Below are 21,753 nucleotides of genomic sequence, written 5' to 3'. Positions count from 1 at the left end.
ATAGCATCGTTCATGCAGGGGTGCAAGAAAAAAGTGATGCAGCGCACAATGCCATCGTATAATCAATTTGTCATTTTTTCTCCGTCGGTCTTGAATTTCGCCGGTCCGGAGCCTATATACAGGGCATCGATCACTTTCCTTCGACGGAGTCTTCCATGAGATTCGACAAGCTCACCACCAAGTTCCAGCAGGCGCTGCAAGAGGCGCAGAGCATCGCGGTGGGGCACGACAACCAGTTCATCGAGCCGCAGCATCTGCTGCTGGCGCTGCTCGAGCAGGAAGACGGCTCCACCGTGAGCCTGCTGCAGCGCGCCGGCGTCAATGTGGCCGGGCTCAAGGCGGCGCTGCACCAGGCGATCGATGCGCTGCCGCAGGTGCAGGGCACGGGTGGGGAGGTGCAGATCGGGCGCGATCTGGCCAATCTCCTGAACCTCACCGACCGCGAGGCGCAGAAGCGCGGCGACCCCTACATCGCCACCGAGATGTTCCTGCTCGCGCTCACCGAGGACAAGGGCGAGACGGGGCGCATCGCGCGTGAGCACGGCCTGAACCGCAAGGCGCTGGAGGCGGCCATCGAGCAGATGCGCGGCGGGCAAAAGGTGGAGACGCCCGAGGCCGAGGCGCAGCGCGGGGTATTGGAGAAGTACACCATCGACCTCACCGAGCGGGCGCGCCGCGGCAAGCTCGATCCGGTGATCGGGCGCGACGACGAGATCCGGCGCACCATCCAGATCCTGCAGCGGCGCACCAAGAACAACCCCGTGCTCATCGGCGAGCCGGGCGTGGGCAAGACCGCCATCGTCGAGGGGCTGGCGCAGCGCATCGTCAACGGCGAGGTTCCCGAGAGTCTGCGCGACAAGCGCATCCTGGCGCTCGACATGGCCGCGCTCATTGCCGGGGCCAAGTACCGCGGCGAGTTCGAGGAGCGCCTGAAGGCCATCCTCACCGAGATCACCAAGGAAGAGGGGCGCATCATCCTCTTCATCGACGAGATCCACACCGTGGTGGGTGCGGGCAAGGCCGAAGGGGCGCTCGATGCGGGCAACATGCTCAAGCCTGCGCTCGCGCGCGGTGAGCTGCATTGCATCGGCGCGACCACGCTCGACGAGTACCGCAAGTACATCGAGAAGGATGCCGCGCTCGAGCGCCGCTTCCAGAAAGTGATGGTGGAAGAACCCACGGTGGAGCAGACCATCGCCATCTTGCGCGGTCTGCAGGAGAAGTACGAGATCCACCACGGGGTGGAGATCACCGACCCGGCCATCGTCGCCGCGGCCGAGCTCTCGCACCGCTACATCACCGATCGCTTCCTGCCGGACAAGGCGATCGACCTCATCGACGAGGCGGCCGCGCGCATCAAGATGGAGATCGACTCCAAGCCGGAGGCGCTCGACAAGCTCGAGCGGCGCATCATCCAGCTCAAGATCGAGCGCGAGGCGGTGAAGAAGGAGAAGGACGAGGCCTCGCAGCGGCGCCTGAAGCTCATCGAGGAAGAGCTCGAGCGGTTGCAACGCGAATACAGCGAGCTCGAAGAGGTGTGGAAGGCCGAGAAGGCGCGCATCCAGGGGACCAAGCACCTCAAGGAAGAGATCGACCGGCTGCGCGCGCAGATGCTGGAGTATCAGCGCAAGGGGCTGCTCGACAAAGTGGCCGAGATCCAATATGGACGGCTGCCGCAGCTCGAGGCCGAGCTGAAGCAGGCCGAGGAGGCGGAGAAATCCGGCGCGCCGTTCAAGCTCTTGCGCACCCAGGTCGGCGCCGAAGAGATCGCCGAGGTGGTTTCGCGCATGACGGGCATTCCCGTGAGCAAGATGATGCAGAGCGAGCGCGAAAAGCTCCTCAAGATGGAAGAGCATCTGCATCAGCGGGTGGTGGGACAGGACGAGGCGGTACGCTTGGTCTCCGACGCCATCCGGCGCTCGCGCGCGGGGTTGGGCGACGAGAACCGTCCCATCGGCTCCTTCCTCTTCCTCGGACCTACGGGGGTCGGGAAGACGGAGCTGTGCAAGGCGCTCGCCGACTTCCTCTTCGATTCCGAGGATCACATGATCCGCGTCGACATGAGCGAGTACATGGAGAAACACTCCGTGGCGCGGCTCATCGGTGCGCCTCCGGGCTACGTCGGCTACGAGGAAGGGGGCTATCTCACCGAGCAGGTGCGGCGCAAGCCCTATAGCGTGATCCTCTTCGACGAGGTGGAGAAGGCGCACCCGGACGTGTTCAACGTGCTGCTGCAGGTGCTCGACGACGGTCGGCTCACCGACGGACAGGGGCGCACGGTGGACTTCCGCAACACGGTGATCGTGATGACGTCCAATCTCGGCAGCCAGCGCATCATGCAGATGTCGGGGGACGACTATCAGGTGATCAAGTTGGCCGTGCTCGCCGAGGTGCGCGGGTTCTTCCGGCCCGAGTTCCTCAACCGCATCGACGAGGTGGTGGTGTTCCATCCGCTCGCCGAGGAGCACATCGCCGGAGTGGCGCGCATCCAGCTGCGCCGGCTCGAGGCGCGGCTCGCGCGCATGGACATGACCCTGGAGGTGACGGAAGAGGCGCTGCGCGAACTCGCCAAGGCGGGCTACGATCCGGTCTACGGTGCGCGTCCCTTGAAGCGCGCGATCCAGGACCTCATCGAGAACCCGCTCGCCAAGGCGATCCTGGAAGGGCGCTTCGGACCGAAGGACAGGATTCGCGTCACGGTGGAGAACGGCATCTTCCGCTTCGACAAAGCCTGATCGCTCCTGCGCCGAGAAGGGCGGGAACCGGCAAGTGGGCCGGTTCCCGCTTTTTTACGTCCAAACAGGGGAAATGCCGTTCTTCGGGGGCGTTTTTCTGCCGTTGACCTTGCCGTCGCGGCTGCGATCATGAAAGGGTCGGGTAGTGGGAGGGCCACGGCGTGGCCGAAGAGAGCGATCTCGAAAAGACCGAACAGCCTTCGGCGCGGCGGCTAGAGCAGGCGCGCGAGGAGGGGCAGGTCCCGCATTCGCGCGAACTCGGGACTTTTCTCGTGCTCTTCGCCGGCGTGATGACGCTCTTGCTCGCCGGGGAATGGATGGGGCGGCGTTGGGTGCGGGTGCTCGCCGACGGATTCGCGTTCGAGCACGATACGGCTTTCGATCCGGTTCGCGTGCTATGGCTGCTGCGCCGGGTGTTCGTCGAGTCGCTGCTCACGTTTGCCCCGATCTTCCTCGTCTTGCTGGTGGCGGCGGTGGCCGGTCCGCTCCTGCTGGGCGGCCTGGTGTTTTCCCCCAAGGTTCTGAGTTTCCGCTTGGAGCGGCTCGATCCGATGAACGGACTGCGCCGCATGTTCTCGCTGCAAGGGGCGATGGAGGTGGTGAAGTCGCTGCTGAAAGTGGCAGCGGTGGCGGGGATGGTTTGGGTGACCTTTCGGCGGGAGCGCGATACGGTGCTCTCGCTCGCGGCGTTGCCTGTGAACGACGCGGCGGCGAGTTTCCTGCACGAGATGGTTTTCGGGGCGGTGCTGATCGTGGCGGGGCTCGCCTTGATCGCGGCGGTGGATGTCCCGTTCCAGCTGTGGCAATACTACAAGAACCTGCGCATGACCAAGGAAGAGGTCAAGCAGGAATACAAGGAACAGGAAGGCGATCCACACCTCAAGGCGCGCATCCGTTCGATGCAGCGCGAAATGGCGCGCAAGCGCATGATGGAGGAGGTGCCCAAGGCCGACGTGGTGGTGACCAACCCGACGCACTTCGCCGTGGCCTTGAAGTATGATCAAAAAACCATGGCCGCGCCGGTGGTGGTGGCCAAGGGCCGGGGGGTGATCGCGCAGAAGATCCGTGAGCTTGCCGATGAGGCCGAGGTGCCGCGGGTGGAGGCGCCGCCCTTGGCGCGGGCGCTCTATGCGCACGTCGACATCGGCCAGACGATTCCGCCTACGCTCTTCGCGGCGGTGGCCGAGATCCTCGCTTATGTGTTCCAATTGGATCGTTGGATGGCCGTGGGCGGACCCAAGCCGCAGCCGCCGCAGGAGGTTCCGGTGCCGCCGGAGCTCGATCCGGGCGAAGTGGCGGCGGCGGATGAAGACGGGGAGCATGGAGCGTGATGAGCGCAGCGATGGAGCGGGGCGATGGCAGCAGGTGAGCGGGCCTTGATCGATTGGCGGACGTGGTTCGTGCCGGCGAAGCTGCGGCTGCTGGCCGCGCCGGTGTTCATCTTCGCCGTGCTGGCGATGATGGTGCTGCCGCTGCCGCCCTTCGCGCTCGATCTCTTCTTCACCTTCAACATCGCCATGTCGGTGGTGGTGCTGCTGGTGGCGATGTACACCGTGCGCCCGTTGGATTTTTCGGTCTTCCCGACGGTGCTCTTGGTCACCACCTTGTTGCGCCTGTCGCTGAACGTGGCTTCGACCCGGGTGGTGCTGTTGCACGGTCACACGGGGCCGGATGCGGCCGGGCGGGTGATCGAGTCCTTCGGGCATTTCCTCGTTGGCGGCAACATGGCCATCGGCATCGTGGTGTTCGTGATCCTGGTGATCATCAACTTCGTGGTGATCACCAAGGGCGCGGGACGCATCGCCGAGGTGAGCGCGCGCTTCACGCTCGACGCGATGCCCGGCAAGCAGATGGCGATCGACGCGGATCTGAACGCCGGCCTCATCGACGAGGCGGAGGCGCGGCGCCGGCGCAAGGAGATCGCGCAGGAGGCGGATTTCTACGGCGCGATGGACGGTGCGTCGAAATTCGTGCGCGGCGACGCGGTGGCCGGCATCCTCATCCTGCTCATCAACATCATCGGCGGGCTCATCGTCGGCGTGGCCGGACACGGCATGGATCTGTCGCGTGCGATCGACTCCTACGTGATCCTGACGATCGGCGACGGTCTGGTGGCGCAGATCCCGGCGCTCATGGTGTCGATCGCCTCGGGCATGGTGGTGGCCCGGGTGGGCGAGGAGTCGATGGATCTGGGCGATCTCATGATCCAGCAGGTGTTCACCAACCCGCGGGTGCTGGCGCTCTCCTCGGGCATCCTCGTGCTGCTGGGCATGATCCCGGGGATGCCGAACTTCGTCTTCCTGCTCATCGGCGGCGGCCTGGGGTGGCTTGCCTGGAAGCGTTGGGCGCAGGAGCGCGAAGAGACGGCGGCGCCGGCGGCGGCCGCGGCGGCGCCGCCCCCGCCGAAGGAAGAGGTGGTGGAGGCGAGCTGGGACGACGTGCAGCCGGTGGATGTCTTGGGCCTGGAGGTGGGCTACCGCCTGATTCCGCTCGTCGATCAATCGCAGGGCGGCGAGCTCCTGAAGCGGATCCGGGGCTTGCGCAAGCGCTTTGCCCAGGAAGTGGGTTTTCTGCCGGCGCCGGTACACATTCGCGACAACCTCGAGCTGCGGCCCAACGCCTACCGTATCCTGCTCAAGGGGGTGGAGATCGGCAGCGGCGAGGTTTATCCAGGGCAATATCTGGCGATCAATCCGGGGCAGGTGCTCGGCACCATCGAGGGGCGCCCCGGCACGGATCCGGCCTTCGGCCTGCCGGCGCAGTGGATCGACGCCGCGCTGCGTGAGCGGGCGCACGCGCTGGGCTATACGGTGGTCGATGCCGCCACGGTCATCGCCACGCACCTCAACCAGGTGCTGGTCGAGCACGCGGCCGAATTGCTGGGTCGCGAGGAGACGCAGGCGCTGCTCGATCGCATCAAAAAGGAGTCGCCCAAGCTCGTCGAGGATCTGGTGCCCACGGTGGTGCCAGTGACCACGGTGCAGAAGGTGCTGCAATATCTGCTGGAAGAGGGGGTGGCGATTCGCGACATGCGCACCGTCCTCGAGACGCTCGCCGAGTGGGCGCCGAAGACGCAGGATCCGATCGAGCTCACCAGCCGGGTGCGCGAAGCCCTGGGACGCGCCATCGTACAGTCGCTCGCCCCCGGCAGCGGCAAGGTGCCGGTACTGATGCTCGATCCGGCGCTCGAGCGCATCCTGATGCAGGCGGTGGGCGCGGGCGGCGGCAAGCCCGGGGCGATCGAACCGGGGCTGGCCGATGCCTTGCTGCGTCAGACCGGCGCGGCGGCGCAGCGTCTGGAGCAGCAGGGGCAGGCGCCCATCCTGCTCGTGCCGCCGCAGCTGCGCTGGCTGCTCGCGCGTTTCTTGCGCCGTTCGGTACCGAGTCTGCGCGTGATCTCCACCAGCGAGATGCCCGAGGAGCGCTCCATCGAGATCGTGGAGATGATCGGCTCGCCTGCGGGGTGAGGTCGGCAGAAGACGGGCGCTCGGAGAAAAGCGGGGTTTACCCCGCTTTTTTCATGCGACGGCAAAAGGGGCATTCACCCGATAATGGGATCGAGGGGCCGACCGGACGGCCCGCGGATCGGGGAGCAGCCAGATGGATGTCAAACGGTATTTCGCACCGACGGCACGGGAGGCATTGCGCCAGCTCAAGCAGGAACTGGGGGCGGATGCGATCGTTCTGGCAAACCGCCCCGTCGAAGGGGGAGTCGAGATCCTGGCGCTGCCCGCCGAGGCGGTGGGGGCGCTGCCCGGCGGTTCGTCCGCCCCTGCGGCGGCGCGTCCTCCGGAACCGGCAAAAGGGGGCCATCGCGCCGCGGCCGCCTATGCCCAGGCCGCTTCCTCCGAGGAGGAGCCGGTGGTGACGCTCTCCTCGCGCGGTCCGCAGCGGCGCAGCGCCCCCGAGATCAAGCCGTTCGCGCCACCGCGCATGGAAACGCCGGAATACGTCGTGCGCAAGGAAGAGGAAGAGGCCGAGCGCATCCGTCGGGCGATGGAAGCGGCGCGCAAGGAGCCGCCGGCACCGGAGCCTCTGCGCGAACCGGGCTGGTTCGGCGCGGCGAGCGTGGCGCCGCCGTCTGCGCCGGCGGTGGAGGCGCGCATCGAGGCGCTGCAGGAGCAAAACGTCCTGCTCGCGCGGCAACTGGGCAAGATCCAGGAAATGATCGAGCGGCAGCTGGCCGGATTCGCCTGGAACGAGGCGGTGCGCAAGGCCCCGGCCCGCGCGCGGCTGCTCGGTGAGATGCTGGAAGCGGGGTTCTCGCCGGCGCTCGCGCGCGAGGTGTGCGACCGCATTGAGGCGACCGAGGACTGGGACGCAGCGCGCGAGGCGGCCATGGCGCGGCTCGGCGCGCGGCTGGAGGTGGTGGGCAGCGACGACGACCTGATCGACCGCGGCGGCGTCTACGCCATCGTCGGCCCGACGGGCGTGGGCAAGACCACCACTACCGCCAAGATCGCCGCCCGCTGCGTGGTACGCCACGGCGCGGCTCGGGTGGCGCTCATCACCACCGACGGCTACCGCATCGGCGCCCACGAGCAGCTGCGCATCTATGGGCGTATCCTGGGCGTGCCGGTGTTCGCCGCGCGCGACGCGAACGATTTGCGGGCCACGCTCAGCGAGCTGCGCGGCCGGCACATGGTGCTCATCGACACCATCGGCATGAGTCAGCGCGACAAGGCGGTGTCCGAGCAGGTGGCCATGCTCATGGGCGCGGGGCCGGTGCGCCGGCTCGTGTGCCTCAACGCCACCAGCCGCGGCGATACGCTCGAGGACGTCGCCCGCGCCTTCGGCGGCGAAGGGCTCGCTGGCTGCATTTTCACCAAGGTCGATGAAGCGGCCACCATCGCTGCGGCGCTGGACGTGGCGATCCGGCACCGGCTGCGTGTGCACTACGTCGCCAATGGGCAGCGCGTGCCGGAGGATCTGCATTTGCCCAACCGCGCCTGGCTGCTGCAGCGGGCCTTTCGCGGCGCAGGGGCCGAACGGGTGACGATGGCCACCGACGAGGCGGCGCTGTGGCTGGCGGCGGCGGTCGGAGCGTGAGCAAGGAGAACATCATGCGTGAGATGCTTGGAGACCAGGCAGGAACCCTGCGGCGCCTGTTCCGGCAGCGCCCACCCGCCGTGTGCGCGGTGTTTCCTGCCGGCAATGGGTGGGCGGATCATACGATGCGGCTCGCGCGGCGGCTCGCGCGTTCGAGCGGCCCGGTGCTCGTGGTCGACGAGGCGGTCTCCAGCCCCACCTTGCCCGAGGCGGCGGGTGCCGGCCGCACCGCCGATCTGCTGAGCGCCCTGGGCTCGACCGAGCGGGCGATCCGTCTCATCGTGGCGCTGCCCGGCGGCGTGAGCTATTTGAACGTCAAGGCGGCGGCGCTCGCCTTGCCGCTGCTCGACGAGATGCGGCGCGAGCGCCTCCTGCGCCTGTTCCAGACCTTGCTGCGCCCCTTCGAGACGGTGCTGGTGCACGCCGGTCGCGGCGAGACGGCCGATGCCTCGCCTTTTCTCACGAGCGCCCCGAGCGCCGTGGTGCTCGCAGAACTGTCGGCCGATGGCGTGCGCGAGTCGCTGGCCCGGGCGCAGGATGCCGCCCTGCACGGGCGCTCTCGCCTGGGCGTGGTGACGGTGGGCGGACGAGATGCGGCCGAGGCGGAGACCTTCGTGCGCGAACTGCAGGGGGTGTGGTGGCGTAAGGTGTCCCTGCGCTTGGCCGGGTGGTGCCGGCTCGAAGCGCTCGATGCCGCGACCTGGCAGGCGATGACGGGGGACGATGGAGGAATGGCCTTGCCCAAGGGGTGGCCGCCGACGGAAGTTGGTCGTGCGAAGGCAAGGACGCGATCATGCTGACTTCCACCCTTCCCCCCCCTGGCAAAAAAATCCGGGCTGAGGGAAAATCCCCTTTATGGGCGGGGCTGGTGCGCGGCGCGGTAGCGCGCAATCCGTCGAAACCTAGGATCGCGTGGATGGTGGACGAGACGGGGAAACCGGACGTGGCGGCGTTGGTCCAGGCGTATGCGCCGATGGTGAAGCGCCTCGCCCTGCGCCTCGTGAGCCGCCTGCCGCCCAACGTGGGGCTCGACGATCTCATCCAGTGCGGCATGATGGGTCTGATCGAGGCGATCGAGCGCTACCGCGACGACGATCGCGCCGAATTCGAGACGTATGCGCTTGCCCGCATTCGCGGGGCGATGATCGATGCCCTGCGCGAGACCGACTGGGTGCCGCGCCAGGTGCGCAAGGAGATGCGCCGCGTCGAGGAGGCCATTGCGGCGCTCGAGCAATCCCTCGGCCGTCATCCGACGGAAGGGGAGGTGGCCGAGGCGCTGGGCCTGGACCTGGAAGCCTATCAACGGCTGCTTTCCCAGGCCAAGGGGCACCAGATCCTCTACTTCGACGATCTGATGCGGGAGCCGGAAGACGGCGAGGATTTCCTGGAACGGCATCTGGGCGACGACGAACCCGGTCCGCAGGATCTCACCGAGTCGGCCGAGCTGCGCGCCCAGCTCGTTCGCACCATCGAGAGTCTGCCGGAGAAAGAGAAACTGGTACTCTCACTCTACTATGAGCACGAGCTCAATTTCAAGGAGATCGGCGCCGTGCTGGGGGTGAGCGAGTCGCGCGTCTCCCAGCTGCACACTCAGGCGATCCTGCGCATGCGCGCGCGCCTGCTTGGCGGGGAAGAAGGCCATCTGCCGAGAGGACGGCGCGGGCGCCCGCCCAAGAATGCGCCGACCTGCGGCGAGGCGCCTGCCGGTGAGACGGGGCGCTGATGGATGTCACCAGCCTCATCGGCCTCGCCCTTGGTTTGTCGGCCATCGTCGTCGGCCAGTTCCTCGAAGGGGGGAATCTCTCCTCGCTGCTGCAGCCCACGGCGTTTCTGATCGTCATCGGCGGCACGACGGGGGCGGTGCTGCTGCAAACGCCGCTGCGTGTCTTCGTCGGTGCGGTGAAGATGCTGGCCTGGATTTTCCGTCCGCCGGCGTCCAACCCCCAGGAACTGATCGGCAAGGTGGTCGATTGGGGGCGCACCGCCCGGCGTGACGGTCTGCTCGCGCTGGAAGCGCGCATCGCCGCCGAGGCCGATCCCTTCGTGCAGAAAGGGCTGCAGCTGCTCGTCGACGGCATCGAGCCGACGCGGATGCGGGAGGTGCTCGAGACCGAGATCGACATGAGCGAGGAGCAGATGAAGCTGCGGGCGAAAGTGTGGGAATCGGCCGGAGGCTATTCGCCGACGATCGGCATTCTCGGCGCCGTGATGGGGCTCATCCACGTCATGGAGAACCTCGCCGATCCTGCCCGCCTCGGGGCGGGGATTGCCGTGGCCTTCGTCGCCACCATCTACGGCGTGGGTTCGGCCAACCTCATCTTCATCCCTATCTCGAAGAAACTCACCACCTACATCCGTTCCATCGTCATCCAGCGGCAGATGCTGGTCGATGGCCTCGTCGGCGTGGCCCAGGGGGACAACCCGCGCCTGATCGAGAGCCGCATGCAGTCCTATCTCGCCGAAAGTGGCGAGGAAGCGCCGTCCGAAGAAAAATCCTGAAGGAGGACGTGCCATGGCGCGGCGCGGCAAAAAGGAAGAAGAGCACGAGAACCTGGAGCGCTGGCTGGTGAGCTACGCCGACTTCATCACGCTGCTCTTTGCCTTCTTCGTCGTCATGTACGCCCTGACGTCGGCCAACGAGGGCAAATACCGCGTCATTTCCGAATCCTTGAGCCAGGCGTTCCGCGCCGGTCTGGTCACGCCCCAGGTGCAGGAGGGGAAGGACACCGTCGTGCCTTCGGTGGTGCAGGGCTTGCCCCTGGCGGTGCAGCGCCGCGCGGCGCCCGAGCGCAAGAGCGAGGGGGAAGGAGGTCCCCGCGAAGGGGAGGAGCAGGTGCGTCAGGTGCTCCAGACCACGGCCCAGACGGCGACGGCGCTGCGCTCGGCGCTCTCTCCCCTCATCGAGGCCGGAAAGGTCTCGATCAACGACGGTGCCTTCGGGGTGACGGTGGAGATGGACGCCGGCATCCTCTTTCCCAGCGGCGAGGCCACGCTCGGGCCGATGGCGATCGCCGCGCTGCGGCAGATGGCGCGCGTGCTCGCCTTCACGGGCGATGCGCCCATCTGGGTGGAGGGGCACACGGACAACGTTCCCCTGCGTCCCGGCGCGCGCTACGCTTCCAACTGGGAGCTCTCGGCGGCGCGCGCGGCGGCGGTGGTGCAGCTCTTCATCCAGGAAGGCGTGGCCCCTTCGCGCCTGGCGGCCGTGGGCTACGCCGACCAGCGTCCCATCGCCGACAATTCCACCGAAGAGGGGCGGCAGAAGAACCGGCGCGTCACCATCCGCCTGGAGTCGCGCGTTCCCGTGAGCGGCGCGAATGCGGCCGCACCGACTAGCCAGGCTGCCCCGCCGAGTGGGTCGATCGGCAGCATTCTTCCTCCGTCGCCTTGAGGCATTCCTCCACCAGCGCCGGGCCGCGGTAGATGAGCCCGGTGTAGAGCTGAACGAGGGACGCGCCGGCGCGCAGCTTGGCGCGCGCATCTTCGCCTGAGAGGATGCCGCCGGCGGCAATGAGCGGCACCCGCCCCTGCAGGCGCTGGGCGAGCGCCGCGAGCACGGCGGTGGCGCGCTCGCGCAGCGGCTCGCCCGAGAGCCCTCCCGTTTCCTGGCCATGCGGCAGCTGCGCCACCCCCTCGCGCGAGACCGTGGTGTTGGTGGCGATCACGCCGTCGATGCGGTATGCGAGCACTTTCTCGGCGATGAGGTCGAGCTCGGATTCTTCCAGGTCGGGGGCGATCTTGAGCACGAGCGGCGTGCGCTTGCCCTGGCTCGCCGCAAGCCGCTCGGCTTCTTCGCGCAGCCCTGCGAGCAAGGCATCGAGCGAGTCGCCGCGCTGCAGTTCGCGCAGGGCGCGCGTGTTGGGTGAGGAGACGTTGATCGTCACGTAGTCGGCCGTGGTCCACACGCGGCGCAGCCCCAGGAGGTAATCGTCGAGGGCGCGCTCGATGGGCGTGTCGGCGTTCTTGCCGAGGTTGATGCCGAGGATGCCGCGCCAGCGGCGGGCGCGCGCCCGCTCGACCAGGGCATCCACGCCGTCGTTGTTGAACCCCATGCGGTTGATGAGCGCACGCGCTTGCGGCAGGCGGAAGAGCCGCGGTTTGGGGTTGCCCGGCTGCGGCCGCGGCGTGACGGTGCCCACCTCGATGAACCCGAAGCCTAGTCGCGCCAGACCGTCGATCGCCTCGCCGTTCTTGTCCAGTCCGGCGGCGAGCCCGACGCGGTTGGGAAATTCCAGCCCCATGAGGGTGATCGGGGCGCGGCGTGGCGGCTCTGGTGGGGGCAGCATCCGCCCCAGGGTGGCAAAGGCGCGGATCGTCAGGTCGTGGGCGGTCTCCGGATCGAGGGCGAAGAGCGCCGGCCGGGCGAGGCAGTAGGGGATCATGGCAGGGTCCGAAACAGCGGTTCGATGCGCTCGAAGGGCAGCCAGCGGCCCCGCCAGTAGCCTTCGAGCGGGCGGAAGCGCGCTTTATACGCCATTTTGCGCGAGCGGGCAATCCAGTAGCCGAGATAGACATAGGGCATACCGCTCGCCTGGGCCTGGGCGATGTGCCATAGGATCGACCAGGTGCCGAACCCCGCCCGGGGATCGTCGGGATCATAGAAGGTATAGACGCAGGAAAGCCCGTCGTCGAGCACGTCGACGAGGCTCACGATCACCACCCGCCCTTCGGGGTCGCGGAATTCGACCAGACGCGTGTCGATGTGCGAGGTCAGCAGGAACTGCTCGTAATTCTCGGGCGAGGCGTCTTCGTCGGCTTCGTCGTGGCGCGCCATCACGTAGCGGCGGTAGAGCCGGAAGTGCTCGGGAATGAAGACGAGCGGCTGCTCGGCGGCGCTGAGCTTGCCGGCCCAGCGCTGCCAGGTACGGCGCTGGGAGCGGTCCGGCTGAAAGCGCGCCGCCGGCACGCGCACCGACACGCAGGCTTCGCACTGGGTGCAGATCATGCCGTAGGAGAAATGGCCACTGCGCCGGAACCCTTCGCGCACCAGGCGGCTGTAGGTGGCGGCATCGACCAGGTGCGCCGGCGTGGCCACGCAGGAGCGCGCCGTGCGCTCGGGCAGATAGGGACAAGGGTAGGGCTGGGAAGGGTAGAACCGCAGGATCTCCGGCGGGGTGACGTGTCTCATGCGCAAGCTCCTCCTGATTTTTCCTCGGCGAGCGCGGCGGCTGGCATCTCCCCCTGCCAGTGCTGCGGCTCAGGACGCTCGGGCACGAGCCGGGCAAGGCGGGCGAGGAATTCCTCGCGCGGGATCTCCTCGGCTCCCAGCGAGCGAAGGTGCGGCGTGCTCATCTGGCAGTCGATGAGGGCGATGCCGCGCGCACGGCATTCGGCGCACAGGCGCACCAGCGCCACCTTGGAGGCATCCAGTACGAGGTGGAACATCGACTCGCCGAAGAAAACCCCTCCCAGGGCGACGCCGTAGAGTCCCCCCACGAGGCGGCCTTCGTGCCAGGTCTCGATGCTATGCGCGTGACCGAGCTCGTGCAGCCGGACGTAGGCGTCTATCATCTCCGGCGTGATCCAGGTCCCTTCGGAGCGCAGCCGGGCGCAGTTGGCGATCACCGCCGGAAAGTCCACGTCCAGCGTGGTGACGAAACCGCGGTGGCGCAGCACCTTGCGCAGCGAACGGCGCACCCGTAGCCGCTGCGGTTCGAGCACCAGGCGCGGCGCCGGGCTCCACCAGAGGATGGGCTGCCCTTCCGCGAACCAGGGGAAGATCCCTTGCCGGTAGGCTTCCAGCAGCCAGGAAGGCGCAAGGCTGCCGCCGGCGGCGAGCAGGCCGTTGGGTTCGGGCAGCGCCTGCTGCGGCGGAGGGAAACGCGGAGGGAAGCGTGGATCGAGCCAGGGGATCATGGAATCGCACGAAACGGCGAGGATGAAAATGAGATTACCTTATAATTTCGTGGATCGCAACGACGGAAACGATGCTCCCATGCCCACCTACCTCGTCACCGGCAACGCCGGCTTCATCGGTTTTCACACGGCGCGCACCCTGCTCGAACGGGGCGTGGGCGTGGTCGGCATCGACGTCGTAAACGACTACTACGATCCGGCGCTCAAGGACGCGCGGCTGCGCGAGCTCGAAGCCACGGCCGCGCGTACCGGCACGCCTTACACGTTCTACCGGGCGGATCTGGCCGAGCGCGAAGTGCTGGAAACCTGCTTCGCCGCGCACCGGTTCGACGCGGTCATCCATCTGGCCGCCCAGGCGGGCGTGCGCTACTCGCTGGAGAACCCGCGCGCCTACGTGCGCAGCAACATCGACGCCTTCGTCAATGTATTGGAATGCTGCCGCGCCGCCGACCCGCACCCGCACCTCGTCTATGCGAGCACCTCGAGCGTGTATGGTGCCAACACCCGGCTGCCCTTTTCCGAACACCAGCCGGCCGACCATCCGCTGCAATTCTATGCCGCCACCAAGCGCGCCAACGAACTGATGGCGCACGCCTATAGCCATCTCTTCGGCATTCCGACGACGGGGGTGCGGTTCTTCACCGTCTACGGCCCCTGGGGACGGCCGGACATGGCGCTCTTCATCTTCACGCGCAAGATCCTCGCCGGCGAGCCCATCCCGCTCTTCAACGAGGGGCGGCACACGCGCGACTTCACCTACGTCGAGGACATCGTCGAAGGGGTGCTGCGGCTCGCCGCCAAGCCGGCCGAACCCGACCCGAACTGGTCGGGCGATGCGCCCGACCCCCAGTCGAGCCGCGCCCCCTGGCGCATCTACAACATCGGGGCGAGCCGTCCGGTGCCGCTCATCGACTACGTCGAGGCGCTCGAAGAGGCGCTCGGCAAAAAGGCCAAACGCGAGTACCTTCCCCTGCAGCCGGGCGACGTGCCCGACACCTACGCCGACACGAGCGAGCTGGAGGTAGCTGTGGGCTACCGCCCCAAGACCAGCGTGCGCGAGGGCATCAGGAAGTTCGTGGCGTGGTATCTCGACTATTATGGGCGGGAGTGAACTCCCTGCCTTTTTCGCTATCATAGGCGGCATGTGGCGCCGCCTCCTTCTCTCCTTCTCGCTTGCCGCCTTCACCGCCCAGGGTTGGGCCTACCAGCTGCCCGACCTGGGCGCGGTGGCCACCGATGCCTTCAGTACGCAGGAGGAAGAGGACGTCGGCCGCATGGTGATGGTGCAGGTGCGCGAGCGCGAGCCCAGCTACATCGACGATCCCGAACTCGAAGATTACCTCAACGCCGTGGGGCGCAAGCTCGCCGAGGCTTCCGACCAGCCGTTCCGCCGCTACCGCTTCTTCGTGCTGCGCGATCCGACCATCAACGCCTTCGCGCTGCCCGGCGGCTACATCGGCGTGCACAGCGGCCTCATTCTCACCGCCGAGAGCGAATCGGAGCTCGCAGCGGTGCTCTCCCACGAGATGGGGCACGTGATCCATCGTCACATCGCGCAGCTCATCGACAAGCAGAAAACGACGAGCGCGGTGATGCTCGGCTCGATGATCCTGGCGATCCTCGCCGCGCGCAGCGGCTCACAGGTCTCGGAGGCCGCGGCGGTAGGGGGGCAGGCCTTCGCCGTGCAGCAGCAGCTCGGGTTCTCGCGCGAATTCGAGCACGACGCCGATCGCACCGGGCTCGATATCCTCGCCAAGGCGGGGTTCGATCCGAGCGCCGCGCCGCGCTTCTTCGGTCGGCTGCTGCGCGAAAGCCGCCTCTACGAGAACAACGCGCCGGTGTATATGCGCACGCACCCGCTGACGACCGACCGGATCTCGGATCTGGAAAACCGCATTTCCTCGCCGAATTTCAAGTATTCCCTGCGCCCGCGGCTCGATTCGCTCGGCTTTTCGGCGGTGCGGGCAAAACTCATGGCGATGAACGGCACCCCGTCCGAGGCCTTGACGCGGGTGTTCGACGGCAGCGCCACCGGGATCGACCGCCAGATGGCCCGGGTGCGTGCGGCCTTGCGCGCCAACGACGTCAAGCGTGCCCGCGCGGCCTTCGATCAGTACGCCAAAGGCTGGCCCGACGAGCATTGGCGCGACCTGCTGGAAGCGGAGGTGCTCACCGCCGAGGGACGTCTGCCGGAAGCCCTGGCGAAGCTCGAACGGGCCATGCAACGCGCGCCCGAGGCGGTGGCGCCGCGCCTCGAGGCAATCGACGTGGCCTTGCGCCTGGGGCAGACGGAGCGGGCCGAACGGCTCGCGCGCGAAGCCGTCGACCGTGACAAGGACGAACGGCGTTATTGGCAGGCGCTGGGCAAGGTGGCCGCGGCCAAGGGGGACGAGGCCTGGGTGCATCGGGCGCAGGGTGAGAGCTTCGTGCTCGACGATCGCTTGGAAGCGGCCATCGACCAGTTCGAGCAGGCACGCCGAGCCCGGCGTGGGGATTATTATTGGGAGGCGGAGCTGGATGCGAAGATCCGGGCGCTCAAGGACGAGGTGCGCCAGCGCAAGCGCGAGGGGAGCAGGTCAATGCGCTGAGGCGATCGTGACAAGGGGAGGGAAATATGGTTCGCGACCGGCGTACCTGGTCCGTCGTTCTGACGGCGATCGTTGCGGCGCTCCTCGGTTATCCGGCCGCGGCCGCAGTGGCTGAAGTGCTGGGCGGCACGGCCCAGGCGGTCTACGTCTTCCTCGTGTGGTCGGTCGCAGTGGTGTTGGCCTTCTTTCTCTATCACCGCGCGGAGCGCGACGATGCCCGGCGCTGAGAGCGCCTCCTCCTGGCAGCCCTTGCCTGCCTGGCTCGCGGCTGCCGTCGCCTTCGGCTATCTCTTCCTTCTCTTCGCCGTGGCCTATCGCGCCGACCGGCAGGCCCGGCTCGGACGGTCATGGATCGATGCCGGTTGGGTATATGCGCTATCGATCGCCGTCTATTGCACCGCCTGGACCTATTTCGGCAGCGTCGGCCGGGCGGCGAGCGGTGGTCTGTGGTTTCTACCCATCTATCTGGGGCCGACGCTGGTGATGCTGCTTGCCGCCGTCGTGGTGCGGCGCATGGTGCGGGTGGCCAAGCAGTGGCGCATCACCTCGGTGTCCGATTTCATCGCCACGCGCTACGGCCGGGCGGCGGGGTTGGGGCGCTTCGTCTCGCTCTTCGTCTTCGTCGGCGTGGTGCCTTATGTCGCTTTGCAGCTGAAGGCGATTTCGTTCGCCTTCGATGTGCTCACCGGTGTCCCGGTTGTACCCGTGCCGGGGTGGTGGGCCGATCGCAGCCTGTGGGTGGCGGCGGTGCTGATCGTGTTCGCTGCGCTCTTTGGCACACGCCATCTCGACGTGACCGAGCGGCACGAAGGCTTGGTGGCGGCGATCGCTTTCGAGTCGGTGGTCAAACTGGGAGCCTTTCTGTTGCTCGGCGCGTGGGTCACCTTCATCGTCTTTTCCGGTCCGGCCGCGATCGTCGAGGCGGCGCAGGCGAGATTCGGCACGGCCGTCCCACCGATCGATGCCGTCGATGGGCTGAATTACGGTGACTGGGCGGTGATGATCGTGCTCGCCGGGCTCGCCTTCTTGTTGCTGCCGCGTCAGTTCCAGGTGATGGTGGTGGAGAACGTGCGCGAAGGGCACGTCGAGCGGGCGGCGTGGCAGTTTCCCGCCTATCTCGTGCTGATCAATCTCTTCGTCCTGCCGGTGGCGCTGGCGGGGCGGCTCTTCTTCGGCGACAGTCGGCTCGATCCGGATACGTATGTCTTGGCGTTGCCGCTAGCCCAAGGGCAATTGCTGCTTGCCTTGCTGGTGTTCGTGGGCGGCATCTCGGCGGCCACCAGCATGGTGATCGTCGAGAGCGTGGCAGTGGCAACCATGATCTGCAACGATTGGGTGGCGCCGTGGTGGGTGCGTCGCCGCCAGGTGGCGGCGCTGGGGCATGCGGAGATCGCCGGTACGCTGCTGTGGGTGCGACGAGTGGTGATCGCGGCGGTGCTCGCCTGTGGCTATGGATATTACCGCCTCACGGGCGAGTCGTTCGCGCTGGTCTCGATCGGCCTCATCAGTTTCGCGGCGGTGGCGCAACTCGCGCCGGCGGCACTCGGTGGGCTGTTCTGGGCTGGGGGGTCGCGCATGGGGGCCGCTGCTGGGATCGTCACTGGCATGCTCGTATGGAGCTATAGCTTGATGCTGCCGTCGCTGGCCAAATCCGGCTGGTTCGAGGCGCACTGGGTGGAAGCCGGACCGTGGGGGATCGCCTGGTTGCAGCCAGAGCGCCTCTTCGGCGTGCAGGGAATGGCGCCGCTGACTGCCAGTGTGGTCTGGAGCCTGGGGCTCAATACGCTCGTCTATGTGCTCGTCTCACTCATCTTTTCGCCGCGCGGGGAGCAAGCGCAATGGGCGCGGCGTTTCGTGCGCGTCGATGCCGCCGCCGGATCCGGCGGCGCCTGGCGCGGGCGGGTGGATGCGGCAGCCGTGGCCGAGGTGATGGCGCGTTTTCTTGGCGAGGCGAGAACCCGCGAGTTGCTGGTTGGCTACGCGCGCGGGCGCGGCCTTGCTTCGCTCGAAGCGTTGGAGGTCGACGCCGCCTTCGTGCGTTTCGCCGAGACGATGCTCGCCGGAGCGATCGGCGGCGCGGCGGCGCGGCTGGTGCTGGAGACGCTGCTCGAGGAGTCTTCGCCCAGCTTCGATGACGTGATGCACGTGCTCGACGAGGCGAACCAGATCCGGACCTATTCGCGGATGCTGGAGGAGAAGTCGCGCGCGCTCGAAGAGGCGACGCGCCGGCTGCAGGAAGCCAACGAGAAACTCACCGAACTCGATCGTCTCAAGGACGAGTTCATTTCGGCGGTGACGCACGAGCTGCGCACGCCGCTGACCTCGATCCGGGCACTGGCCGAGATCCTGGCCGAGGATCCCGATTTGCCGCGCGACGACCGGCTGCGCTTCTACCGCATCATCGTGCGCGAATGCGAACGCCTGACGCGGCTGGTCAACCAGGTGCTGGATCTGGCCAAGCTGGAATCCGGGCATGGACAGTGGCATCCCGAGGCGCTCGAGGTGGGTCATCTGCTCCAGGAGGCGATCGAGGCGATCCTACCTCTGGCCACGGAGAAAGGGGTGCGACTGGAGGTATCGGTCGCGCCGGGGTTGCCACCGGTTTGGGCGGACCGCGACCGGGTCGTCCAGGTGATTCTCAATCTGCTCAACAACGCCCTCAAATTCGTGCCGGAAGGCGCGGGTATAATCGAAATCCAGGCCGACCGACAGGGGGAAGGGGAAGTCGCGGTGCACATCGCCGACAATGGCCCGGGAATCTCGCCGGAATTTCTTCCTCACGTCTTCGAGCGCTTTCGTCAGGCGACGCAAGGGGCGGCGAAACCGCCGGGTACGGGGTTGGGGTTGGCCATCTGCAAGCGCATCGTCGAACATATGGGCGGACGCATCTGGGTCGAATCGACGCCTGGCAAGGGGGCGAGATTCACTTTCACCCTGCCGCTTGCCGTAGGCGCCGCACACAAGGATGGGGGGAGACACGATGACGAAGAAGATCCTGGTGGTCGATGACGAGGAGAACATTCTCATCTCGCTCGAATTCCTGCTGCGCCGGGCCGGTTATGCCGTGGCGCTGGCGCGCGATGGCGACGAGGCGCTGGCGCAGGCCGAGCGCTTCTCGCCCGATCTCATCCTGCTCGACGTGATGATGCCGAAGAAAGACGGTTACGAGGTATGCCATCTGCTGCGCCAGGATCCGCGCTACGCGGGGTGCAAGATCGTACTCCTCACCGCCAAGGGGCGTGACATCGACCGCGCCAAGGGGTTGGCGCAGGGGGCCGATGATTATCTCACCAAGCCGTTTGCCACGCGCGAGTTGCTCGAGCGCGTGGAGCGTTTGCTCGCGTCGACACCGGGAGCGGCTTGATGCAGGCGCGCTGGCGTTTCGCCCTGGCGGTGGCGGTGCTTGCCGCCCTGATGACCGGCCCCTTCGTGCTCACGGCAGTCATGATCTGGGCCGACACGCCCGCCGAGACGCGCTCCGCCTTACATCTGCTCGCCGACCGCTGGTTGCCGTTGGGGGTGTTGACGACGCTGGCCGGCTTTGCCGTGGGCATCGCGTTGCTCGGCCGGCTTTTTCGCCATTATGTCCAAGGGCTGCTGCGCATGGCCGAGGGCCTGGACGTGCTGCGCCGCGCCAACCCCGGTTTTCGCGTGCCGGAAGAGGGGCCCCGCGAGGTGGTGGCGCTTGCCCAGGCGATCAACCGACTCGCCGATGACCGCGACCGCTTGCTCGCCGAGCTCGATGCGCGGGTCAGCGAGGCGCGCCGCGCCGTCGAAGAGGAGCGCAACCGTCTGGCCGCGCTGATGGCGCAACTGGCCGAGGCGGTGATCGTGTGCAACGCCGAGGGGAGGATCATCCTCTACAACGAGGCGGCGCGGCGGCTAGAGCGGGCCTTCGGCACCTCGGCCACGGCGGCGAGCGGCTGGATCGGGCTGGGGCGCTCGATCCACGCGCTGCTCGATCCCGACCTGGTGGCCTACGTCTTCGATGCGCTCGAGGCCCGGCGAGGAGGGGGCGAGGCGCATCCGCAGCTGCAGGTGGTGACGGCGACCCCGGCCGGCTCGCTCATCCGGGTGCGCGTCTCGCCGATCGCCGGGGAGGCGGCGGGAGAGGAGATCAGCGGCTACGTGTTGATGTTGGAAGACGTCACCGAGCAGATCGAGCGCGAAGCCGCGCGCAACGAGCTGCTCTTCGAACTCACCGAGGGCAACCGCGCGGCCATTGCCAACATCCGGCTCGCCGCCGAGATGCTGCACCTGCCCGACGTGGACGAGGCGATGCGCGCGCGTTTCCACGCCGTCATCGCCCGCGAGGTCGAGGCAGTGAGCGAACGCCTGGAGGCGGCCTCGCGCGCTTTCGCCGACGCGCTGCGTGCGCGCTGGCCGCTCGAGCCGATGCGCGGCGCCGATCTGGTGCGCGCGGCGGCGGCCTATCTGCAGCGCCGGCTCGAGGTCGCGCTCAAGCTCGAGATCCTCGACGAGGAGCTGTGGTTCGACGCCGATCATTTCTCGCTGTTGCAGGCGCTCGCCTTCCTCGCCGGGCGTCTGGTGGAGGATTACGGCGTGCGCACGCTGCGCCTGCGCCTGTCGGGCGACGAGCGCCTGGTCTATCTCGACCTGATGTGGTCGGGCGGCAGCCTCAGCAACGAGATCGTCACCGGTTGGGAGCTGGAACCCCTGGGACTGGGCGGGACGCGCTCGCCGCTCACCCTGCGTGAGGTGCTCGAGCGCCACGGCGCGGCCATGTGGTTCGATCGCGAGAAAGCGCGCCATCGCGCCTTCGTGCGCCTGGCCCTGCCGCGCAAGCAGTCCGTTCGCCTCCCGCCGGCGGCGGTGCCCACCATGCCCCCTTTGGAGGAGGGGCGGCCGGAATTCTACGATTTCGATCTCTTCGCCTGGTCGGACAAGGCAGGTGCGCTCGAAGACCGTCCCCTCGCCGAGCTGAGCTACACCGTGTTCGATACCGAAACCACCGGGCTCGACCCGGCCGGCGGCGACGAAATCATCCAGATCGGCGCCACCCGCATCGTCAACGGCCGGCTGCTGAAGCACGAATCCTTCGAGCAGCTCATCGACCCGCGTCGTCCCCTCGATCCGGCCTCCATTGCCGTGCATCACATCACGCCCGAGATGCTGGAAGGGCAGCCGACGATCGCGGAGGTGCTGCCGGCCTTCCATCGCTTTGCCCACGATACCGTGCTCGTGGCGCACAACGCCGCTTTCGACATGCGTTTTCTCCAGCTCAAGGAGGAAAAGCTCGGCATCCGCTTCGATCAGCCCGTGCTCGACACGCTGCTCTTGGCCGCCTTTCTCCTGCCGAACCAGGAGCATTCGCTGGAAGCGTTGGCGCTCTATTTCGGGGTGAGGGTCTTCGGCCGGCACACGGCGCTGGGCGATGCGCTGGTGACGGCGGAGATCTTCCTCAAGATGATTCCGCTCCTTGCCGAGAAAGGCGTGATCACTCTGCGCCAGGCGCGGGAGGCGTCGCAGCAGACCTACTACGCGCGCCTGCGTTATTGAGTCGG

At 67.3% G+C, this 21,753-nt stretch carries 17 protein-coding genes; 14 read left to right on the top strand and 3 right to left on the bottom strand.

Features of this window, described 5'->3' with window-relative positions:
- The first annotated feature begins 155 nt into the window (after positions 1 to 155).
- The 8 genes from clpB to motD all read left to right on the top strand — a co-directional run bounded on the left by clpB (position 156) and on the right by motD (position 11,175).
- Positions 156 to 2,735 (top strand): ATP-dependent chaperone ClpB, encoded by a 2,580-nt coding sequence (clpB, locus tag OA56_RS10950; protein ID WP_461585293.1) that lies wholly within the window; start codon positions 156 to 158, stop codon positions 2,733 to 2,735.
- Between the two features lie 161 nt (positions 2,736 to 2,896).
- Positions 2,897 to 4,066, top strand: a complete 1,170-nt coding sequence (flhB, locus tag OA56_RS10945) for a flagellar biosynthesis protein FlhB (RefSeq protein ID WP_055423674.1) — start codon at positions 2,897 to 2,899, stop codon at positions 4,064 to 4,066.
- Between the two features lie 24 nt (positions 4,067 to 4,090).
- Entirely contained in the window at positions 4,091 to 6,202 is a 2,112-nt protein-coding gene (gene flhA, locus OA56_RS10940) for a flagellar biosynthesis protein FlhA (protein ID WP_055423675.1), read from the top strand.
- A 133-nt stretch (positions 6,203 to 6,335) separates the two neighbouring features.
- Positions 6,336 to 7,784, top strand: a complete 1,449-nt coding sequence (gene flhF, locus OA56_RS10935; protein WP_055423676.1) for a flagellar biosynthesis protein FlhF — start codon at positions 6,336 to 6,338, stop codon at positions 7,782 to 7,784.
- Positions 7,785 to 7,798: 14 nt separating this feature from the next.
- Positions 7,799 to 8,584, top strand: coding sequence for a MinD/ParA family ATP-binding protein (locus tag OA56_RS10930; protein WP_461585289.1), 786 nt, complete (start codon positions 7,799 to 7,801; stop codon positions 8,582 to 8,584).
- 116 nt (positions 8,585 to 8,700) lie between these two features.
- The gene (locus OA56_RS10925) at positions 8,701 to 9,507 is read left to right on the top strand and encodes an RNA polymerase sigma factor FliA (protein ID WP_461585287.1); all 807 of its coding nucleotides are present in this window, start codon (positions 8,701 to 8,703) and stop codon (positions 9,505 to 9,507) included.
- Complete coding sequence (locus tag OA56_RS10920) at positions 9,507 to 10,283, top strand: flagellar motor protein (protein WP_055423679.1); 777 nt, start codon at positions 9,507 to 9,509, stop codon at positions 10,281 to 10,283. Before OA56_RS10925 ends, OA56_RS10920 begins: the two co-directional genes overlap by 1 nt.
- 13 nt (positions 10,284 to 10,296) lie before the next feature.
- Positions 10,297 to 11,175, top strand: coding sequence for a flagellar motor protein MotD (motD, locus tag OA56_RS10915; RefSeq protein ID WP_461585285.1), 879 nt, complete (start codon positions 10,297 to 10,299; stop codon positions 11,173 to 11,175).
- Here motD and OA56_RS10910 read toward each other — a convergent pair.
- Genes OA56_RS10910 through aat form a run of 3 tightly spaced genes read right to left on the bottom strand, consistent with a single transcriptional unit; the run spans position 11,117 to position 13,640 of the window.
- Positions 11,117 to 12,163 carry a quinone-dependent dihydroorotate dehydrogenase gene (locus tag OA56_RS10910; protein ID WP_461585317.1) on the bottom strand — a complete coding sequence of 349 codons (1,047 nt, stop codon included), beginning with the start codon at positions 12,161 to 12,163 and terminating at the stop codon, positions 11,117 to 11,119. The genes motD and OA56_RS10910 overlap by 59 nt on opposite strands.
- A complete protein-coding gene (locus tag OA56_RS10905; protein ID WP_055423681.1) occupies positions 12,163 to 12,912 on the bottom strand; it encodes an arginyltransferase in 750 nt (249 codons plus the stop codon). Before OA56_RS10905 ends, OA56_RS10910 begins: the two co-directional genes overlap by 1 nt.
- Positions 12,909 to 13,640, bottom strand: a complete 732-nt coding sequence (gene aat, locus OA56_RS10900; protein ID WP_461585282.1) for a leucyl/phenylalanyl-tRNA--protein transferase — start codon at positions 13,638 to 13,640, stop codon at positions 12,909 to 12,911. Before aat ends, OA56_RS10905 begins: the two co-directional genes overlap by 4 nt.
- 79 nt (positions 13,641 to 13,719) lie before the next feature.
- On the opposite strand from aat, the gene OA56_RS10895 reads away from it, so the two are divergent.
- The 6 genes from OA56_RS10895 to OA56_RS10870 are packed head-to-tail and all read left to right on the top strand — an operon-like array spanning position 13,720 to position 21,748.
- Entirely contained in the window at positions 13,720 to 14,751 is a 1,032-nt protein-coding gene (locus OA56_RS10895) for an NAD-dependent epimerase (RefSeq protein WP_461585280.1), read from the top strand.
- Between the two features lie 31 nt (positions 14,752 to 14,782).
- Entirely contained in the window at positions 14,783 to 16,228 is a 1,446-nt protein-coding gene (locus OA56_RS10890; RefSeq protein ID WP_461585278.1) for a beta-barrel assembly-enhancing protease, read from the top strand.
- Positions 16,229 to 16,254: 26 nt separating this feature from the next.
- Positions 16,255 to 16,455, top strand: coding sequence for a hypothetical protein (locus OA56_RS10885; protein WP_461585276.1), 201 nt, complete (start codon positions 16,255 to 16,257; stop codon positions 16,453 to 16,455).
- Positions 16,442 to 19,237 (top strand): ATP-binding protein, encoded by a 2,796-nt coding sequence (locus OA56_RS10880; RefSeq protein WP_461585274.1) that lies wholly within the window; start codon positions 16,442 to 16,444, stop codon positions 19,235 to 19,237. Before OA56_RS10885 ends, OA56_RS10880 begins: the two co-directional genes overlap by 14 nt.
- A complete protein-coding gene (locus tag OA56_RS10875) occupies positions 19,209 to 19,592 on the top strand; it encodes a response regulator transcription factor (RefSeq protein ID WP_461585272.1) in 384 nt (127 codons plus the stop codon). Before OA56_RS10880 ends, OA56_RS10875 begins: the two co-directional genes overlap by 29 nt.
- Positions 19,592 to 21,748, top strand: coding sequence for a 3'-5' exonuclease (locus OA56_RS10870; protein WP_461585270.1), 2,157 nt, complete (start codon positions 19,592 to 19,594; stop codon positions 21,746 to 21,748). Before OA56_RS10875 ends, OA56_RS10870 begins: the two co-directional genes overlap by 1 nt.
- The last annotated feature ends 5 nt before the right edge of the window (positions 21,749 to 21,753 follow it).

It is taken from the genome of Tepidiphilus sp. HLB4, from assembly GCF_054823945.1.
The sequence above is the reverse complement of the archived record's forward strand: the minus strand, read 5'-3'. Positions and strand labels throughout refer to the sequence as shown.

Excerpts from the sequence above, each read along its gene's own strand:
- OA56_RS10870 (WP_461585270.1), top strand. The coding sequence starts at position 19,592 with ATGCAGGCGCGCTGGCGTTTCGCCCTGGCGGTGGCGGTGCTTGCCGCC.
- OA56_RS10925 (WP_461585287.1), top strand. The coding sequence starts at position 8,701 with ATGGTGGACGAGACGGGGAAACCGGACGTGGCGGCGTTGGTCCAGGCG.
- clpB (WP_461585293.1), top strand. The coding sequence starts at position 156 with ATGAGATTCGACAAGCTCACCACCAAGTTCCAGCAGGCGCTGCAAGAG.
- OA56_RS10895 (WP_461585280.1), top strand. The coding sequence starts at position 13,720 with ATGCCCACCTACCTCGTCACCGGCAACGCCGGCTTCATCGGTTTTCAC.
- OA56_RS10905 (WP_055423681.1), bottom strand. The coding sequence starts at position 12,912 with ATGAGACACGTCACCCCGCCGGAGATCCTGCGGTTCTACCCTTCCCAG.
- OA56_RS10920 (WP_055423679.1), top strand. The coding sequence starts at position 9,507 with ATGGATGTCACCAGCCTCATCGGCCTCGCCCTTGGTTTGTCGGCCATC.
- motD (WP_461585285.1), top strand. The coding sequence starts at position 10,297 with ATGGCGCGGCGCGGCAAAAAGGAAGAAGAGCACGAGAACCTGGAGCGC.
- OA56_RS10890 (WP_461585278.1), top strand. The coding sequence starts at position 14,783 with ATGTGGCGCCGCCTCCTTCTCTCCTTCTCGCTTGCCGCCTTCACCGCC.
- OA56_RS10880 (WP_461585274.1), top strand. The coding sequence starts at position 16,442 with ATGCCCGGCGCTGAGAGCGCCTCCTCCTGGCAGCCCTTGCCTGCCTGG.
- OA56_RS10930 (WP_461585289.1), top strand. The coding sequence starts at position 7,799 with ATGCGTGAGATGCTTGGAGACCAGGCAGGAACCCTGCGGCGCCTGTTC.
- aat (WP_461585282.1), bottom strand. The coding sequence starts at position 13,640 with ATGATCCCCTGGCTCGATCCACGCTTCCCTCCGCGTTTCCCTCCGCCG.
- OA56_RS10875 (WP_461585272.1), top strand. The coding sequence starts at position 19,209 with ATGACGAAGAAGATCCTGGTGGTCGATGACGAGGAGAACATTCTCATC.
- OA56_RS10885 (WP_461585276.1), top strand. The coding sequence starts at position 16,255 with ATGGTTCGCGACCGGCGTACCTGGTCCGTCGTTCTGACGGCGATCGTT.
- flhF (WP_055423676.1), top strand. The coding sequence starts at position 6,336 with ATGGATGTCAAACGGTATTTCGCACCGACGGCACGGGAGGCATTGCGC.
- flhA (WP_055423675.1), top strand. The coding sequence starts at position 4,091 with ATGGCAGCAGGTGAGCGGGCCTTGATCGATTGGCGGACGTGGTTCGTG.